The 17,771-nt window shown below is 57.2% G+C and carries 15 protein-coding genes; 9 read left to right on the forward strand and 6 right to left on the reverse strand.

Annotated elements, in window-relative coordinates; genetic code table 11:
- Positions 1-81: 81 nt before the first annotated feature.
- From ACUNV4_RS08380 to ACUNV4_RS08420, 9 genes are all read left to right on the forward strand, one after another.
- The gene (locus ACUNV4_RS08380; protein ID WP_430878058.1) at positions 82-1,428 is read left to right on the forward strand and encodes an MFS transporter; all 1,347 of its coding nucleotides are present in this window, start codon (positions 82-84) and stop codon (positions 1,426-1,428) included.
- 12 nt (positions 1,429-1,440) lie between these two features.
- Positions 1,441-2,607: a ubiquinol oxidase subunit II gene (gene cyoA, locus ACUNV4_RS08385; protein ID WP_430878059.1), complete on the forward strand. Its 1,167-nt coding sequence runs from the start codon at positions 1,441-1,443 to the stop codon at positions 2,605-2,607.
- Between the two features lie 13 nt (positions 2,608-2,620).
- A complete protein-coding gene (gene cyoB / locus ACUNV4_RS08390) occupies positions 2,621-4,630 on the forward strand; it encodes a cytochrome o ubiquinol oxidase subunit I (RefSeq protein WP_430878060.1) in 2,010 nt (669 codons plus the stop codon).
- Positions 4,631-4,650: 20 nt separating this feature from the next.
- Positions 4,651-5,268 (forward strand): cytochrome o ubiquinol oxidase subunit III, encoded by a 618-nt coding sequence (gene cyoC / locus ACUNV4_RS08395; protein ID WP_430878061.1) that lies wholly within the window; start codon positions 4,651-4,653, stop codon positions 5,266-5,268.
- On the forward strand, positions 5,268-5,693 hold the full coding sequence (gene cyoD / locus ACUNV4_RS08400) for a cytochrome o ubiquinol oxidase subunit IV (RefSeq protein ID WP_430878062.1): 426 nt from the start codon (positions 5,268-5,270) through the stop codon (positions 5,691-5,693). Before cyoC ends, cyoD begins: the two co-directional genes overlap by 1 nt.
- 18 nt (positions 5,694-5,711) lie before the next feature.
- The gene (locus ACUNV4_RS08405) at positions 5,712-6,545 is read left to right on the forward strand and encodes an SURF1 family protein (protein ID WP_430878063.1); all 834 of its coding nucleotides are present in this window, start codon (positions 5,712-5,714) and stop codon (positions 6,543-6,545) included.
- A gap of 311 nt (positions 6,546-6,856) precedes the next feature.
- Positions 6,857-8,374: a delta-60 repeat domain-containing protein gene (locus ACUNV4_RS08410; RefSeq protein ID WP_430878064.1), complete on the forward strand. Its 1,518-nt coding sequence runs from the start codon at positions 6,857-6,859 to the stop codon at positions 8,372-8,374.
- Between the two features lie 174 nt (positions 8,375-8,548).
- A complete protein-coding gene (locus ACUNV4_RS08415; protein WP_430878065.1) occupies positions 8,549-9,724 on the forward strand; it encodes an imelysin family protein in 1,176 nt (391 codons plus the stop codon).
- A complete protein-coding gene (locus ACUNV4_RS08420) occupies positions 9,717-11,240 on the forward strand; it encodes an HTTM domain-containing protein (RefSeq protein WP_430878066.1) in 1,524 nt (507 codons plus the stop codon). The genes ACUNV4_RS08415 and ACUNV4_RS08420 overlap by 8 nt, the downstream gene beginning before the upstream one ends.
- 69 nt (positions 11,241-11,309) lie before the next feature.
- On the opposite strand, the gene ACUNV4_RS08425 is transcribed toward ACUNV4_RS08420, so the two are convergent.
- From ACUNV4_RS08425 to ACUNV4_RS08450, 6 genes are all read right to left on the reverse strand, one after another.
- Complete coding sequence (locus tag ACUNV4_RS08425) at positions 11,310-12,224, reverse strand: SMP-30/gluconolactonase/LRE family protein (protein WP_430878067.1); 915 nt, start codon at positions 12,222-12,224, stop codon at positions 11,310-11,312.
- Between the two features lie 12 nt (positions 12,225-12,236).
- Entirely contained in the window at positions 12,237-13,205 is a 969-nt protein-coding gene (locus tag ACUNV4_RS08430; RefSeq protein WP_430878068.1) for an ABC transporter permease, read from the reverse strand.
- Positions 13,206-13,226: 21 nt separating this feature from the next.
- Positions 13,227-14,297 (reverse strand): ABC transporter permease, encoded by a 1,071-nt coding sequence (locus tag ACUNV4_RS08435; protein ID WP_430878069.1) that lies wholly within the window; start codon positions 14,295-14,297, stop codon positions 13,227-13,229.
- A complete protein-coding gene (locus ACUNV4_RS08440) occupies positions 14,294-15,829 on the reverse strand; it encodes a sugar ABC transporter ATP-binding protein (protein ID WP_430878070.1) in 1,536 nt (511 codons plus the stop codon). The genes ACUNV4_RS08435 and ACUNV4_RS08440 overlap by 4 nt, the downstream gene beginning before the upstream one ends.
- 91 nt (positions 15,830-15,920) lie before the next feature.
- Positions 15,921-17,042 (reverse strand): sugar ABC transporter substrate-binding protein, encoded by a 1,122-nt coding sequence (locus ACUNV4_RS08445; protein ID WP_430878071.1) that lies wholly within the window; start codon positions 17,040-17,042, stop codon positions 15,921-15,923.
- A 316-nt stretch (positions 17,043-17,358) separates the two neighbouring features.
- Positions 17,359-17,763, reverse strand: coding sequence for a hypothetical protein (locus ACUNV4_RS08450; protein WP_430878072.1), 405 nt, complete (start codon positions 17,761-17,763; stop codon positions 17,359-17,361).
- Between the last annotated feature and the right edge of the window lie 8 nt (positions 17,764-17,771).

The following is a 17,771-nucleotide window of genomic DNA, read 5'->3' on the forward strand; positions in this document are numbered from 1 at the left end:
ATTGCATATCTGGCGATTTGGTTGTCGTTGGATCCTGATTGAATCGATTTGCAAGCAAGCCGTACAGGAGCAGTCAGCACAATGGTATCGGAGACAGAGCCTGCGCAAGCCAGTGTGCAGAAACACGAGGCGGGGCAATCGTCAGAACACGTGCACCTGACCGATATCGCCATCGGCGTCATCATCGGTCGAGCCTCTGAATTTTTCGAGTTCTTCGTATTTGCGCTGGCCTGTGTGCTGGTTTTCCCTTATACGATCTTCCCCTTCGTGTCTCCGGTGGAAGGCACCTTGTATGCCTTTGCGGTGCTGGCTCTGGGGTTTCTGGCCCGTCCGGTCGGTACCGTGATCTTCACCGAAATCGATCGTATCTATGGACGAGGTACACGATTGACCCTGGCCCTGTTCCTGATGGGACTGTCCACGGTGGCCATCTCGTTTCTGCCCAGCTACGAGGCGGAAGGCTGGTTGACCATCGCCAGTCTCTGTCTGTTTCGTTGTGGCCAGGGAGCGGCACTGGGAGGCTCCTGGGACGGAACGGCCTCGTTGCTGGCCCTGAACTCACCGCCGGATCGTCGTGCCCGCTATGCCACTCTGCCGCAGATCGGCGCGCCATTGGGGCTGATTCTGTCGGCGTCTCTCTTTCTGTTCCTGATCATCACCCTCTCGGAAGAAGACTTCCTGGCCTTTGGCTGGCGTTATCCCTTCTTTGTAACCTTTGCCATCAATGTCGTGGCCCTGTTCGCGCGACTGCGGCTGGCCGAGAGCGATGAATTCAAGACGCTCTACACGGAGAACGAGCTGGCGCCGGAGCGTACCCTCACTGTGGTTCGCGAAGAATGGTTGCAGATCATCATCGGTGCCTTCACGCCGCTGGCCAGTCTTGCCCTGTTTCACATGGTGACCGTCTTTCCTCTGAGCTGGATCGTGTTGAACTCCAAGGAATATCTCGAGCTGTTCATCATCATCGAGATCATTGCCGCAGCATTCGGTCTGGCGGCCATTCTTGCTTCCGGTCCGATCGCTGATCGTATCGGGCGGCGACGACTGCTCTGGCAGATGGCCATCGCCATCGCCGTCTTTGCCATCGTGTCGCCGTTCCTGTTGGGGCGTGGCGGCATCATCGGTGAATCCATCTATGTACTGGTTGGTTTCATCCTGCTGGGACTGTCATTCGGTCAATCTTCTGGCGCGACGGCCTCGGGGACCTTGCTCAAGAATCGCTATACGGCATCGGCCCTGACCACCGATCTTGCCTGGTTGTTCGGCGCCGGTTTCGCACCTTTTGTAGCCTTGTATCTGAGCGAGTACTACGGCCTCTGGCTGGCGGGTGGTTATCTGCTGTCCGGCGCCATCGGTACATTGCTGGCACTGACCCTGTTCACACGTCGCAACGCCGAGCGTCGTGAGCTAGACGCCTCCTGGCGCTGAATGAAGATCGATATGATTCAGAATACAAACAGTCATTCACCGTTTCTGCGGCAGCCACTGACCTGGGTTCGACGTGTCGGCGTGCTGGCACTTGCCAGCCTGGTGGCAGGGTGCAGTTCGGATGTCATGTCGCCTGCCGGTCATGTGGCCGTGCAATTGCGCAATATCATGGGCATCAGTACCTTTCTGATGCTGCTGATCGTGATTCCGGTCATGGTGGCGGTCTGCATATTCGCCTGGCACTACCGCGCGTCGAACAAGCGTGCCGAATACGATCCCGAATTCCATCATTCGACGTCGCTGGAATTGCTCACCTGGGCGGCTCCGTTGACCATCATCGTCTGGCTGGGTGCCATCACCTGGGTGGGGACTCATCAGCTGGACCCCTACCGTCCACTCGAGCAGATCGACGCGCGTACCCCTGTCGATCCGGATGTCGAGCCACTCATCATCCAGACCGTGTCGATGGACTGGAAGTGGATGTTCATCTATCCCCAGTACGGTATCGCAACGATCAACGAGGTCGCAGCGCCGATCGATCGGCCCATCAAGTTCGAAATGACATCCACCGAGGTCATGAACGCGTTTCATGTTCCTGCGCTTGCGGGCATGATCTACACCATGGCCGGAATGCAGACGACCTTGTGGGCAGTGGGCAATGATCCCGGAGTCTACGAAGGCCGTTCGTCGCATTACAGTGGCGCAGGTTTTTCAGGCATGTCCTTCGATTTCCACGTGCTCGAACAGACAGAGTTCGAAGACTGGATCGGCAAGAGCACACAGGCTGAAGCGCTGGACAGACAGCGTTATCTGGAACTGGCAGAACCCAGTGAAAATGTCGAGCCCATGTTCTTCGAACTGGCCGACGAGGATCTGTATCACGCCATCCTGAATCGCTGCCTGCTGCCGGGCGAGGTATGCATGGATGAGCAGATGATGAACGAGCATGCTCGCAAGAACGGTGGTGTCCGCGGGTCTCATCATGCGGGTGCGCATGGAGCCGAGCAGGACGAATTGCCAGTGCAGGGCAAGAGCCAAGAGAACGATATCGAAACACTTTCGGGTGGCGAGAGTCAGGATGCAAGCGAGTTGGAGTCAGACGAGACACCGGCGTCGGAACTGGAGCCGGTCTCCCTGAACGACAACTCGCGTGAATCGCTAACCGGGCAACAGAACTGAAGGAATGGCAAACATGGCCACTGAGGCAATCCACGATCCGACTTTCCTGTTCGGCAAGCTGGGCTGGCACTCGATACCGCTGTACGATCCCGTCATCCTCGGCACCTTTGTCGGCGTGGTTGTGCTCGGCACCGTGCTGGTCGGCGCACTGACGTACTACAAGCTCTGGGGCTATCTGTGGCGAGAATGGTTTACCAGCGTCGACCACAAGAAAATCGGCATCATGTACATGGTGCTGGGGCTGGTCATGTTTCTTCGGGGATTTGCCGATGCCATCATGATGCGTCTACAGCAGGTCATGGCGTTCAATGGCTCGGAAGGCTACCTCAACGCGCATCACTACGATCAGGTGTTCACCGCTCACGGTGTCATCATGATCTTCTTCGTGGCGATGCCATTCGTGACAGGCCTGATGAACTACGCCGTGCCATTGCAGATAGGCGCAAGAGATGTCTCGTTTCCGTTTCTGAACAATTTCAGTTTCTGGATGACAGCCAGTGGTGCCGGACTGACCATGGTCTCGCTGTTTGTCGGTGAATATGCCAAGACCGGCTGGCTTGCCTTTCCGCCATTGTCCGAGTTGTCGTCGAGTCCGGATGTCGGCGTGGATTATTACATCTGGGGGCTGCAGATAGCCGGGGTCGGTACCACACTCTCCGGCATCAATCTGCTTGCCACGATCATCAAGATGCGGGCGCCAGGCATGACCCTGATGCGCATGCCGATCTTCACCTGGACGTCGCTGTGCACCAACGTCCTGATCGTGGCCAGTTTCCCGGTATTGACCGCCACTCTGGCCCTGCTGACTCTGGATCGCTACGTCGGTGCCAATTTCTTCACCAATGAGGTGGGTGGCAATCCGATGCTCTACATCAACCTGATCTGGATCTGGGGTCATCCCGAGGTCTATATCCTGATATTGCCGCTGTTCGGTGTGTTCTCCGAAGTCGTTGCGACCTTCTCGGCCAAACGCCTGTTCGGCTATTCGTCAATGGTCTATGCGACGATCTGCATCACGATCCTGTCTTATCTGGTCTGGTTGCACCATTTCTTTACCATGGGATCGGGGGCGACAGTGAATTCCTTCTTCGGTATCGCGACCATGATCATCTCGATACCCACCGGCGCGAAGCTGTTCAACTGGCTGTTCACGATGTACCGTGGTCGCATTCGCTACGAACTGCCGATGATGTGGGCGGTGGCGTTCATGCTGACATTCGCCATCGGCGGCATGACAGGTGTCATGCTGGCTGTACCACCTGCCGATTTCATCCTGCACAACTCGCTGTTTCTTGTCGCGCATTTTCACAATGTCATCATTGGCGGGGTCGTGTTCGGCGTGTTTGCCGGTATCAATTACTGGTTTCCGAAGGCATTCGGGTTCAAGCTGGATCGGTTCTGGGGACTGGTCAGTTTCTGGTGCTGGGTCATCGGGTTCTGGGTGGCATTCACGCCGCTCTACATTGTCGGTCTCATGGGTGTGACCCGGCGCATGCGGGTGTTCGATGACCCGTCACTGCATATCTGGTTCATCATCGCAGGCTTCGGAGCCCTGTTCATTGCTGCTGGTGTGTTTGCCCTGTTGATGCAGATTTTCGTGTCCATCAGGAATCGCAAGGCGCTGGCGGTGGACGGTGATCCCTGGGATGCACGCACACTGGAATGGGCCACGACCTCACCACCGCCGGACTACAACTTCGCGTTCACGCCGGTCATCTACAACGTGGATGCCTGGTCGGACATGAAGGCGCATGACTACAGTGCGCCAACCTCCGGTTTCAAGCCGATTCACATGCCCCGAAATTCCGGTGCGGGTGTCATTCTGTCCGGCATCGCCCTGGTGCTCGGGTTTGCCCTGGTCTGGCACATCTGGTGGCTGGCCGTGGTGTCTTTCGTGGGCATGGTGGCCACGGCAATCCGGCATACCTTCGACTACGATCGCGACTATCACATCCCGGTCGAGACGGTCATCCGCACTGAAACAAGCCGACTTGCGCCCGCAGGCGTGTCGTCTGAAGGGTAGGTGGACAGATAATGAGCAGCATGATTGATACAAGTCCTGATCAGCCTCGCGTCTGGCATCTGGAAGAGGAGCCACATCACGCGGAAGGTCACAGCACGCCGCTGGGGTTCTGGATGTATCTGATGAGCGATTGCCTCATCTTTGCCATCCTGTTTGCCACCTATGCGGTGTTGGGCGATCGCTATGGCGGAGGGCCTGATCAGAAAGCACTGTTCGATCTGTGGCTGATTGCCTTGAACACGGCCATGCTGTTGTTGTCATCGATAACCTATGGCTTTGCCATGTTGCAGATGGACAAGGGTAATCAGCAGGGTGTGCGCAAGTGGTTGTTGATCACCGCCGCATTCGGGGCTGCGTTCCTCGTGATCGAGCTGTATGAGTTCTATCACCTCATCCATGCCGGCTACGGACCGGGACGATCGGCCTTCCTGTCCTCGTTCTTCGCGCTGGTGGGCACGCATGGTCTGCACGTCACCTTCGGCATCGTCTGGCTGTTCGTACTGCTGGCACAGATCAAGAAGCATGGCCTGACCAATTCGAACAGGCGTCGCGTTGAAACACTGTCGATGTTCTGGCATTTTCTCGACGTCATCTGGATTGGCGTCTTTACCATTGTCTATCTCATGGGAACTATCTGATGGCCAACGCAGAACACGCATCGCCAACTGACGGTCATATCCCGCACGGTGACTTCCGTTCCTACATGACGGGGTTTGTGCTGTCAGTCATTCTGACGGCCATTCCCTTCGCCATCGTGATGTCCGGCGGATTCGAATCCCGCGCAGTGACCGCACTCGTCGTCCTGTTGTTTGCCGTGGTACAGATCGTCGTACACATGATCTACTTCCTGCATATGGATCTGCATGCGGAAGGCGGATGGACCGTCATTTCGCTGGTGTTCACGCTGATCGTTCTCATCATCTGCCTGGCAGGCACCATCTGGGTCATGCACAACATGGACAGTAACATGATGCCGGACATGATCGAGCTCATGGAAGGCAAGGGCGCTGCCGGGTCTGGTGAGTCCGCCGTGCCTGGGCAGGACATGTCACCGGGCAAGTGAGGTCAAGGGCAGGCTGTCGTGTCCGAGCGATCAGCGAAGCCTGATGCGCTAGCTACCAGGCCCCTGTGGCAGCGAGCAGCCATGCTGCTGTTGCTATCGAGTCTGGTGTTGCTGTTCAGCGCACTGGGTGTCTGGCAGTTGCAGAGACTGGCCTGGAAAGAATCCTTGATGGCGACTGTGGATGAGCGCATTCATGCCCAGCCTGGCCCCATACCAGCAGTCGCCAACTGGAACACCTTGAACGTATCGGAACTGGTCTATCTGCCTGTATCGGTCACCGGGCAGTTTGACCATTCCGCCGAGATCCAGTCTCTGGCCGTCTCCGAGCTGGGAAGCGGTTATTGGGTCATGACACCCTTGCGCCTCGAGGGCGGGGGTAGCGTGCTGGTCAATCGAGGCTTTGTACCGCAGCCAATGCGAGACCCGGCCGAGCGGCCTGCGGCAGCACCTCCCGGCCAGGTCAGGGTGACCGGACTGCTGCGAGCCAGTGAGCCGAAAGGGGGATTTCTGCGAGACAATGACCCACTTGCCGGCCGCTGGTATTCCCGGGATGTCGATGCCATCGCCGAGGCCACAGGCCTGCCAACTCCGGTTGCGCCGTTCTTCATTGATGCTGCCGACGAAATACCATTGCACACCAATGCCGTCGATCGCGCAAAGTCCTCTGGTGACGATGCGGCAGCGGTGGGCGGCTTTCCTCGCGCTGGCCTGACTGTCGTCAAATTCCGCAACACTCACCTGGTGTATGCGATTACCTGGTTTGCACTGGCATTGCTCAGTGTGGTGGGTATCGTGCTGGTCTTGCGGGAATACTGGCGAGAGACACTGCCGGAACCATCGAGCCGGGGCTGAACGCAAGCCAACCTGCGTGACAATCCTCTGCGGGCGACGCAGACCGGATTCTGTTTGTCCTGTGTTGCGTTGAAAGGAGGCTGATCAACCCGTCACCAGTTGGATCGGTACCTGCGCTGGATCCCGAGATTCGAGCCGGTTGAGGCGCATCCATCAAGCGATCTTGCTATCCCTTGTTGCGTTTTCAAACAGTAATGATTAGCATTTACATTATTATTAACATCACCCTTATTGAATGATGTAGAGTGCAGCCTTCCAGCGTTGGCAACCCTTGTCAGCGCTCTCACCTGAAACCCAAGGAGAAAGAATTCATGAAGATTCGGCGATTGACCTTGCTGGTCATGCTGCTCAGCGGCATGCAGCTGGCTGCCTGCAGCTCGGACGACGACAATGACCAACCGGCTGATGACAACTCGGGAACGCCGGACAACACAGGTGGAGACAGCACCGATAATGATGACGCTGCGTTCAGCAGCATTGTCGATATCGACACCGATCGTGCCAACGACCTGCGCGGATTGGTCTTTGCCGCGGATGGCAAGCTGTATGCCTCAGGCTACGCAGGCGTCGAGGATGCATTGAAGACGACCGTGCTCGCTCGTTTCAATGCCGACGGCACGCTGGACACCACCTTCGGTGACGCCGGTATTGCCAGCGTGGATGTCGCTGCTGGTCGTGAAGAGGCTTCACTGGGCGTGGTCGAACTGAGCAATGGTGACGTTCTGGTCTCCGTCAATGCCGTTGATGAAGACGGTGGACAATCCGTTTATCTGCTCCGATTCGACAACACGGGAACGCAGGTGGTATCGCCAGGCTGGGGTGATGAGCAGGGCAAGGTGGAAGTGGTCTTCGGTTGGGCCAATGCCGACAACGCAGCCTATGCTGGCGAAGATGCTCCGGAAGACACTGCCTTTGATCTGCTGCTGGACAGCTCCGGCGGTGGTGAGCGGGTCGTCTTGTTCGGCTATGGCGCCGCAAAGGCAGATTCCGGCCGTATCGATCGGGATCGATTCGTCATGCGCCTCAATGCAGCCGATGGCACACCGGATAATGCCTTCAACGGTGGTCAGGCTTTCGCGTATCACAGCACGGCCGATTTCAACGACAATGGCCGTCGTGGTCTGGTCGAATCTGACGGATCCATGCTCAGCGTGGGCTATACCAATCTGGGTGATGGCTTCGCCAATCACGTCATCCTGTTCAAGCTCAATGCAGACGGTACACTGGACAGCAACTTCGGCAACTTCATCGTGCCGGAAAGCACCGGGACCGAACTTGGTCTTGCCGCGCAGCCGGGAGTTGCAGTATTCAATCCGTTTCGTGTGGATGGTGGATTTGCCGAAGCCTATGCTGCTTCGCGACAGAGCGATGGCAGCTATGTCACTACCGGCTACGGACGGGCTACCGGAGAGGACATTCCATCCACACTCGGTTTCCTGAGTGCGGTGCAACAGGATGTCGTGTCCTTCCGAGTGAATGGCACTGCGCTTGACACCTCCTGGGGAATTGACGGCAATCAGGCGTTCCAGAGTGAAGGAGAAGAAGGCAGGGAGTCCTACGAGGAGCGCGGTCGTCACATGACGATACTGGCTGACGATCGTACGGTGCAGGTTGGCCGCTTTGGCGGCACTGCTGCCGTCTATGTAGTGGGTACCGACGGACAGCTGGATACCAGCGTGGATGATGACGGAATCATCGAGCTGGGTCATGACAGCATTGCCTCACAATTCTATGCTGTTGCCAGCAATGCGGATGCGTCCAGAGTAGCCGTCTCCACCAACGAAGATGAAAATGGTGCACGACTTGTTGTTTTCGATACGTCGAACTGAACCATCTGAACGACAGTAGTACGCGCGCGATTGTCGGTTTCGGCAATCGCGCGTTTTTCCGTACGTTTCCTTCATTCTCACGCCGCTGGTGTAAACCGGTTCGGTCCACACTTCTTGTCAACTGTCATGACGATCAACAGCCAGCTTCGTTTCCTGCCTCTTTTGTCCCTTGTCTTGAGCAGTGCTCTGCTGGTTGCCTGCAGTGATGGTGATGGTGGCCCCGCAACCGATCTGGTCGGTGATGACGTTCGCCGTCTGGTGCTGAGCGATATCGGCAACAACATCATCATGCCCGCTCTTCGAGACTTTTCACTGAAGGCTGATGCACTGAACCAGGCAGTCATTGAACATGCACAATCGCCGGACGATGCGGTGCTGCGTATCGATGCGCAAGCCGCCTGGCGTGATGCCATGCTGAGCTGGCAATATCTGGAACCCTTGCAAGTTGGTCCAGCTGGTGCATCCACCGGACTTGACGGTACAAGGGGGGGCGCTGATCTGCGTGCAGACATCTATTCCTACCCCTTGCTCAGCACCTGCACCATCGAGGAACTGGCCCGCAACGACCTTACCGTCAACGATGGTTCTGCAGTGAATACCACGGGACTGGGCGCACTGGAATTCCTGTTGTACAACGAAGAGGCAGATCCCTGTTCACTGGGCACTGCTGCGACGGTCAGCCAGCGAGCCAGCTATGCGGCCAGCGCTGCAGTGGCAATTCGTGATGCCGCCAATGATCTGCAGCAACGTTGGGAGCCCGAAGGTGGTGATTTTCTCGGTCAGTGGAACACGGCCGGTGACGGCAGCGAATTCTACATCCTTCCACAGAATGCGCTGAATGCCTTGTCGGTGGCCTTGTTCTATGTCGACAAGCAAACCAAGGATCTCAAGATTGCGAGTCCAACGGGTATCGGCGCATCCGGATTGGAAGAATGCACGACGATCAGTTGCCCCGAGCGTTTGGAGTCGAGCCTGTCAGGCCTGTCAGGCGACAATATCAGAGCCAATGTACAGGTATTCCTGGGCAGTTTTCAGGGGGTGGATGGTGGCCGTGGACTGAATGACTTGCTCAGTGGCATTGGCCGGGAAGATCTGGCTACGGAAATCACCGATGAACTGCTTGCCGTCATCGCTCATCTGGACGCCATGGATACCGGGTTTGACGAGTCCGTTGCAGCCATACCCAGTGCTGAGGCCTGCATCAACGGAACTGCCAACCCGAATGAGGATTCACCTGCAGCCTGTGCCTTGCATGGCTATCTGAAAACTGCGATGGATACCTTCCGTGGTTCGATAGTCGCTGCACTGTCTCTGGCAACACCTGCCAGTACTGCCGGTGACAATGACTAGCAGTATTTCCGGCCGGTGGCTTGCCGTCAAGGCTGATGGTAGTGCCATCGCCAGGCGTTGCTCCACCGCTTCGCAGTGCCTGACTCAGCCCGTAGACATTGCAGCTCTGGCGGTATTTCGCATACTCTTCGGTGTCTTGATGTGCGGTGGTACGCTGCGCTTCATAAGCAACGGCTGGATCGAGAGTCTCTACGTTCAGCCTGAGTTCCATTTCAAGTACTGGGGGTTCGAATGGGTTCAGGTGCCCGGTGCCGAAGGCTTGTACCTGCTGTATTCAGCTATTGCCCTGAGCGCAGCTCTGGTTGCCATTGGTGCCTTCTATCGGATAGCCATCGTCAGCTTCTTCTGCCTGTTCAGTTACGCAGAACTGATGGATGTCACCTACTACCTGAATCATTATTACTTTGTCAGCCTGCTGGCGCTGATCCTGTGCCTTCTGTCGCCTCATCGCGCCTGGTCGGTGGATGTCTGGCGAAAGCCGGCCCTGTATCGTCGCCAGCTGCCGGCCTGGCAGTTGTGGTGGCTCAGATATCAGGTGGCATTGTTGTATTTCTACGCTGGACTTGCAAAATTCGAAGCCGACTGGCTGCTGCATGCCCAACCGCTCAATATCTGGTTGCCGCCATTGGGGGGCATGCCCGTTCTGGGACCGCTGTTGGAGCTTCCCTGGGTGCATTTTCTCTTTTCATGGTTCGCCTTTGCATTCGACACGACCATCGTGGCATTTCTGCTGATGCGCAAAACGCGTATTCCTGCCTTCATGGTTGTGCTGGTTTTTCACCTGTTTACCCATCTGTTCTTCAATATCGGCCTGTTCCCCTTGATCATGGTACTGGCCGCTGCCTTGTTTCTTGATCCGTCATGGCCCCGGCACAGACTAAGTGACATGCATGCCATTGGCAGCCGTCTGGCATCCTTGATGGGGTGGCGCCCTGTGCCGCCTGTCACCCCTGCCAGCTCAGTGGAGGTGAGTCAGGAGGCATCTGGCCCATCCAGCTATCATTCGAGAACGCTGCCAACGCTGCCAACGCTGCCAACGCTGGCTATTACCGCTTTCTGCCTGTTTCAGTTCTTCATGCCGCTGAGGCACTGGCTTTATCCGGGGACCGTTTTATGGAACGAGCAAGGCATGCGTTTTTCCTGGAAGGTCATGTTGCGAGAAAAATCCGGATCCTTGCAATACCGTGTTGTCGCTGTCGATGGCGAGACCCGGATCGTGACACCGGGCGAGTATCTGACTGAACAGCAGTATCGGGAAATGGCCGGTCAACCGGATCTGATACTGCAACTGGCTCATCATATCCGCGACGAATACAATGCGCGCGGCGACGGTCCGGTCAGTGTTTTCGCCGATTCCCTGGTGTCACTGAATGGTCGAGCCACCACAGAGCTGATCGACCCGGAGGCGAATCTTGCCGAAATCGATGATGGCGTCGGCATCGCGCACTGGATCACGGCGGCGCCCGAGCAGGCACCGCAACTGCAGCAGACGCTGAGACTCGTGGCCCGCGAATAAGCCGTCTGTCGCGGGCTGGGACAACACCATGCTCTGCAGTCGGGCCTGGATCTGATCAGGCACAGGGTGTCAGGGGCGCAAGGCACCCTGTGTGTTCAGATACACGCATTGCAGTGTGCGAGTGGCGCAGATGAACAGGCGGTTGCGCTTGATGCCACCGAATTCGACATTGGCGACTACCTCGCCAGTCAGAATCTTGCCGATCAGATCTCCTTCCGGTGTGTAGCAATGCACGCCGTCGGCCGCTGATGTCCAGAGATTACCGTCAGTGTCGAGACGAAAACCATCAAACAGACCCTCCGTGCAGCTGGCGAAAACGCGGTCATTGCTCAGACTGTTATCGGCACCGACATCGAAGACGCGGATATGCCGAGGACCGTTTTCGACATGGGTTGCGCCCGTGTCGGCAATGTACAGTAGCGACTCATCGGGAGAGAACGCCAGCCCATTGGGTTGCACGAAATCGGTCACCATGGCCGTCAGGGTGTTGGAGTCAGGGTCGAGCCTGAACACGAAGGACCCGCCAAGCTCACTGTCGGCCTTGTCGCCTTCATAATGCCCATCGATGCCATAGGTGGGGTCGGTGAACCAGATGCTGCCATCCGATTTCACCACGACATCGTTGGGTGAATTTAGGCGCTTGCCTGCATGATGTGAAGCGAGAATGGTCTCGCTGCCATCGATCTCCATGCGGCTGACTTGCCGGCCTTGATGTTCGCAGGCAATCAGGCGTCCTTCTCGATCGACGGTATGGCCGTTCTGGTTGCGGCAGGGAGCGCGAAACACGGAAACCGAATTGTCGGTTTCGTCGAATCTCAGCAGTCGGTCGTTGGGGATGTCGGACCAGATCAGGTATTTGCCGGCCGGGAAATAGGCTGGGCCTTCCGCCCAGCGGGTGCCGGTATACAGTGTTTCCTTGTGAACATTGGGCATCACATAGCGTTCGAAGCGCTTGTCGAGAATGACGAAATCTTCACTGTACATGTTGAACAACTCCTATTGAGTGACCTTGTTGCCGCGTCCATAGACCAGCAGCATGAAAATGATGACGCTGCCGTAGATGACCTGACGACCGGCTTCAGGCATCTGCATGATGGACAGTACCGAATTGAGCAGCACGATCAGGATCACGCCGAGCAGGGTACCGACATAGCGTCCTCTGCCACCGAGAATATGGGTGCCACCGATGACCACGGCGGCAATGGCGGGTAGCAGATAGGCGTCTCCCATTCCCTGATAGGCTTTGGTGGAGTAGCCGGCCAGTAGCGTACCTGCCAGTCCGGACAGCATGCCGCACAGGCAGAACGCGATGATGATGACGCGCCTGGTTGCCACACCGGCAAGATAGGCGGCTGCTTCCTTGTTGCCGATGGCGAAGATGTAGCGTCCCAGAGAGGTGCGGTTGAGCAGCAACATGATGGCGATGGACACCACGGCCCAGACGAGGAGTGCCACGGGCACCCCGGCGATCTTGTGGACTGCCAGGTATTGCATCAATGGCGTTGCCGCGGTTTGCGGAGCAAAGCCCCCGGTGTGCGCTACCATCAGCCCCCGCAATACGGCATTGACACCCAGAGTGAAGATCATGCTGGGTATTCTCAGATAGGCCACGCCGAATCCATTGACGAGGCCTACCAGCAAACCGACGCCCAGACCGACCGGTATGGCTGCCGGGCCACCGACGGTGGTTGCCATCATCGCAGCCGCCGCAATGGTCCAGGGTACGGACAAGTCGATATGCCCCAGGAGTATGACGAGCATCATGCCGGCGGCCACCACGCCCAGAAACGATCCGACCTGCAATTGTTGCAACAGGTAGGTGGGTGACAACAAGGTGGCCGTACCTTGTGTGCTCAAGGTATAGACCGTACCGACGGCGAGAATCAGTATGACGAACAGGCCCGCGTAGATAATCGGCTTGTCATCGGCCGAAAGAGTGAGCAATCGCTTTCTGGGTGAATTCATGTTCACAGGGTTCGGAGTGGCTCAGCGGAAGAGTTCGAGTGTGTTCTTGACCCGGATGACGGCGAGTGCACCCAGGCTGACGGCGGCCAGCAGTACCACGCCTTCGAACAGGGGTTGCAGCAAGGGATCTATTTCGAATATGCGAAAGTTGAAGGATATGGTTCTCAGCACCAGTGCCCCAAAGATGGAGCCGATGGCCGAACCGACGCCGCCCAGCAACGAGGTTCCGCCGATGACAACGGCGGCAATGGAGTTGAGCGTATAGGCCCCGGCCTGAGGAATGTCCGCATTGCCGGATGAGGTTTGCAGGGTCAGGTACAAGCCGCCTAGTCCGGCAAAGAAGCCACCCAGTGTGAAGGCTGCTATCTTGGCGCGATCTATCGACAGGCCTGACATGTAGGCGGCACCCTCGGCCGAACCGATGGCGTACACGCTGCGACCGGTCACGGATCGGGCAAAGGGTAGCCAGATCAGCAGGGCCGCGGCCAGCAGGAGCACCAGTGGCACCGGAACCCAGGCAATCGGTGTGAACCAGGCGGCTTCGCCGTTCTCGGCAAATCCGTAGGTGGCGGCTATTTCATAGAGGTCATTGGTAAGTGCCCATGCCAGATCACCATCGACATCGCCGCCCGGGGTGGGGCGCAGGAACAGGGCGATACCCATGAAGATGGCACCGGTTGCCAGAGTTGCAATGATGGGCTGGATACGGCCGTAGACCACGACGCAACCATTGAGAAATCCGCAGGCCAGTCCGGCAAGCAGGCACAGGAGCATGCCGAAGGCCATCTGCAGTGGACTGCCATTGAGCAGGTGGCTGGCCAGGCAGTTCACCAGTGTCATGATGGCGCCCACGGACAGATCCAGACCGCCCATCAGGACAGGAATGGTCTGTGCCATGGCAACCATGGCCAGCGCGAAGACCTCATTGGCGTTCTGTATGTAGACCGCTGTCGAGAAGCCGCGCGGATGATTGGCATTGTAGAAGGCATAGAATGCCAGGAAGACCACGATGACGGTGATCAGTGCGGCGTTGCGCAGCAGGTATATCTTCAGGTTCGCCATCGCCCCGTGTCGTGCTGACCCCGTGCTCATACCAGTTCCTCCTCCATGTTCAGCGAGCTGGCAATGATGTTGTGTTCATTGATGGATGTTCCCTGCAATTCCCGGACTATCCGGCCGTCGTACATGACGGCCACTCGATCACAGCAGCCGATCAGTTCTTCGTAATCGGTGGTGTACATGAGAATGGAGACACCCTGTTCGGCCAATTGCCGCAGTAGTCGGTAGATCTCCTGCTTGGTGCCAACATCGATTCCCCGGGTCGGGTCATTCAGCAATACCAGCCTGGGGTTGGTCATCAACCACTTTGCGATGACCACTTTCTGCTGATTGCCTCCCGACAGGGTGGATACGGCATCGTCAGCTGAGCCAGCCTTGATCTGCATGCGAGCAATGCCGGCATCGATGGCCGCGCTCAAGGCGGCCTTGTCGACAAACAGGCCATGGGTGAGGCTCTGCAGAGACGCCAGTGCCAGATTGTCCTCGATGGACATGGGCAACAGCAAGCCCTCGGTTTTTCTGTCTTCGGGAATCAATGCCATGTTGATACCGGCCTGTTTTGCGTCGAGCGGCGAGCGAATCCTGACTGGCTTGCCATCGATGCGTACATTGCCATGCAGTTTCTTCAATACACCGAAAAGGCCTAGCAGAAGCTCCTTCTGTCCCTGACCATCGAGACCGCCGAGGCCGACGATTTCACCTTTGCCGACACTCAGCCTGATGTCCTTGAGGCGACCCTCCCAGCTCAGATTGTCAATCTCCAGTGCATTGCCGTCGTGTACATACTGGCGTTTGGCGGGAAAGTGCGCGGATATTTCCCGTCCGATCATCATCTGTACGATGTTCTGCGGGCTGTGCTCGCCTTCGTTGAATGTCTCTATATGTCGACCATTGCGAAACACGGAACACTTGTCGGCAACGGCCTCTATCTCGTGCATGCGGTGGGAAATGGTGAGTATGGCCAGCCCTTCATCACGCAGCGTTCCCAACAGTGACAGGACGTTGTCGACATCGGCCGCGGTCAGTGCGGAGGTGGCCTCGTCAAGGATGAGAACGCTGGGGTCGCGGGACAATGCCTTGGCGATTTCCACCATCTGGCGACGCGACAGGGGCAGGTCCCGGACACGCGAGCGAGGGTTGACGTCTTCGCAGTGAATGCGGGCCAGCACCTGTTCGGCACGTCGGATCTGCTCCCTGTTGTCGATCAGGCCGAATCGGCGAGGAGGGTTGCTGATGCAGATGTTGTCTGCAACGCTCAGATCGGGGATCAGCGAGAGTTCCTGAAAGATGCACACAACACCCGCTGCGTTCGCGTCGGCGGGTCCGCGAAAGTGTCTTTCGCTGCCTGCCAGTGTCAAACTGCCTTCATCCGCCGTGACAACGCCGGACATGATCTTGATCAGCGTTGACTTGCCGGCACCGTTTTCACCAAGCACAGCATGGATGGAACCCAGATTGCAGGAAAAATCGACAGAATCCAGAGCAGTGACACCACCGTAGCGTTTGGTGATGCCTTGCAGGGTGAGATGAGGCGCAGTCGAGCGCTGCTCGTCAGGTGTGTTCATGTGTGTGCTGGGGACAAGCAGGTGGCGAATCCTTGCACGCTCGACGGGGAGCGTGCAGGAATCCGGAAGTGGCGGAGAGCTCGGGTGTCTCTTATTCCGCGTCTTTCGACATGATTTCCCGCGCGGTGATATTCACATCACAGGGTGGAAATTCGTTGACCGTGAAGAAGTTGTCCGTCAGGTCGGGCCAGTAATTGACGCCTGCTTCCATCTGGTCATAGGTCGCGTAGGGAATCGGTACCGAGATCAGCTGAGGCATGACGTTGCCATCCAGCGCGGCCAGCGCCGCCTTGATGGCGATGGCCACCATGCCGGGTGATTGCCCGATGGAGATGCCATGCAGACCATCGGGGCCATGCTCGGCCAGCAGTTTTCGGAAGCCGTTTTCGGATTCGCCCGCAATCGGTACCAGTGGATGTCCCGCGTCCAGCAGGGCGCGTACAGCACCGGTTGTACCCCCTTGCACGACAACGCCGGCGAATTCACTGTGTACTGCAATGGCATCGGCCGTGACCTTCTGGGCAGTGCCGTCATCCCAGTTGCCAACAACCTCAACGACGTCCCAGTTGCCGGCGGGTTCCAGCACTTCCAGAAAGCCGGTGTGGCGATCCCTGTCGACTGAATTGCCCTGCAATCCACGGACTTCGAGTATCTTTCCGTCTTTCTTGTCGCCCAGTTGCTCGATCAGCCAGTCGGCATACATTCTGCCCATCTGCAACTGGTCCTCATTGACCTGCATGACCTTCTTGGTATCCAGTACGTTGTCAAAGGGCACGATAACCACATCATTTCGATCTGCCAGACGAATCACCCGGTCAAAACCCTCTGGCGATACCGCAATGGTGACGATGGCGTCGAAGCCCTGATTGATGAAGTCCTCGATTGCCCCCAACTGGGCAGCGACATCGGTTCCGGTGGAAACGGCCTTGAACTCTTCGATCTGCGAGGCAATCTCGGGCTGTTCCACGAAGGCCTTGGCTGTCTGAATCATTTGTATGCGCCAGGTATTGCCGACAAAACCGTTGACCACAGCGATCTTGTGAGGACCTTCACGCTTGTCCCATTGAAAGTAGCCGATGTCCTCCGACCAGGGAGCAAAGCACTCCGGATCGTGACCCGGACCTGAGACCGTATTCGGTCCTGCCATGACAGCACTACCCAGAGTCAGGCTCGCGCTGGCGAGCAACGTGAGTGCCCAGCGATGGTTCTTCATGCAAGTTCTCCTGTAGTGGAATGACTGCTCTCTTGTAGTTTTGTGAACAGGCGGCATGAGAGCTGTTATTACCCTACTGGGTGGTAACAAGAATTGCAATACGGAAGATCGAGTATTTGTTCGCGAGGCCCTGGCGTATCTCCGGAGCCGATTCGGGGATCAAGGCCAGTCCTTCGTGCGGGCAGGTCTGCCGACCAGAGCGAGGGCATTCCGGGTTCGCAAGCCGGATTCCGGGATGCTGCAACCCAGAATGCGTCTCGCCTGGAGGGAGCCTGTGCACGAAGGGTGGCCATTGATCTTCAGCCGTGGGTTTTCACTAGTTGCCCGCAGGTCCGAAATGCGCGGAGACATTGTTCGAATCACCGCGACTGGCTGATGGATTGAACGGTTCCAGCCTCACCCGGGCATAGACCTCATCCTTGTTGCCGATGACCCAGCCGAGAATGATGGTGTCCGGGTCTTCATCCAGAACGCTGTTGGCGATGTCTCTGGTGAGCGTTCGCTCGATGCAGCCATTGGTGGCTCTGACGCAGGTGTTGCGCAGTGTGATCAGGTGATCGTCCCATACCGGGTCATCACCTCTGAGCGTCACTCGCTCGTGAAAGACGCTGTTTGCCATCGCTTCACAGCTGGAAAAACAGATCCTGTAGGTCACGGTCACGCGACTTCTGCGTCTGCCGGAATCCTCGATCGATAATCTCACATTGCTGATGGTAGCCATATTCCTTC

It is taken from the genome of Granulosicoccus sp. 3-233 (genome assembly GCF_052681095.1).

What these genes read in the sequence shown, in the direction of transcription:
- ACUNV4_RS08380 (WP_430878058.1), top strand. Translation starts at nt 82, where the DNA reads ATGGTATCGGAGACAGAGCCTGCGCAAGCCAGTGTGCAGAAACACGAG.
- cyoA (WP_430878059.1), top strand. Translation starts at nt 1,441, where the DNA reads ATGATTCAGAATACAAACAGTCATTCACCGTTTCTGCGGCAGCCACTG.
- cyoB (WP_430878060.1), top strand. Translation starts at nt 2,621, where the DNA reads ATGGCCACTGAGGCAATCCACGATCCGACTTTCCTGTTCGGCAAGCTG.
- cyoC (WP_430878061.1), top strand. Translation starts at nt 4,651, where the DNA reads ATGATTGATACAAGTCCTGATCAGCCTCGCGTCTGGCATCTGGAAGAG.
- cyoD (WP_430878062.1), top strand. Translation starts at nt 5,268, where the DNA reads ATGGCCAACGCAGAACACGCATCGCCAACTGACGGTCATATCCCGCAC.
- ACUNV4_RS08410 (WP_430878064.1), top strand. Translation starts at nt 6,857, where the DNA reads ATGAAGATTCGGCGATTGACCTTGCTGGTCATGCTGCTCAGCGGCATG.
- ACUNV4_RS08420 (WP_430878066.1), top strand. Translation starts at nt 9,717, where the DNA reads ATGACTAGCAGTATTTCCGGCCGGTGGCTTGCCGTCAAGGCTGATGGT.
- ACUNV4_RS08425 (WP_430878067.1), bottom strand. Translation starts at nt 12,224, where the DNA reads ATGTACAGTGAAGATTTCGTCATTCTCGACAAGCGCTTCGAACGCTAT.
- ACUNV4_RS08430 (WP_430878068.1), bottom strand. Translation starts at nt 13,205, where the DNA reads ATGAATTCACCCAGAAAGCGATTGCTCACTCTTTCGGCCGATGACAAG.
- ACUNV4_RS08435 (WP_430878069.1), bottom strand. Translation starts at nt 14,297, where the DNA reads ATGAGCACGGGGTCAGCACGACACGGGGCGATGGCGAACCTGAAGATA.
- ACUNV4_RS08440 (WP_430878070.1), bottom strand. Translation starts at nt 15,829, where the DNA reads ATGAACACACCTGACGAGCAGCGCTCGACTGCGCCTCATCTCACCCTG.
- ACUNV4_RS08445 (WP_430878071.1), bottom strand. Translation starts at nt 17,042, where the DNA reads ATGAAGAACCATCGCTGGGCACTCACGTTGCTCGCCAGCGCGAGCCTG.
- ACUNV4_RS08450 (WP_430878072.1), bottom strand. Translation starts at nt 17,763, where the DNA reads ATGGCTACCATCAGCAATGTGAGATTATCGATCGAGGATTCCGGCAGA.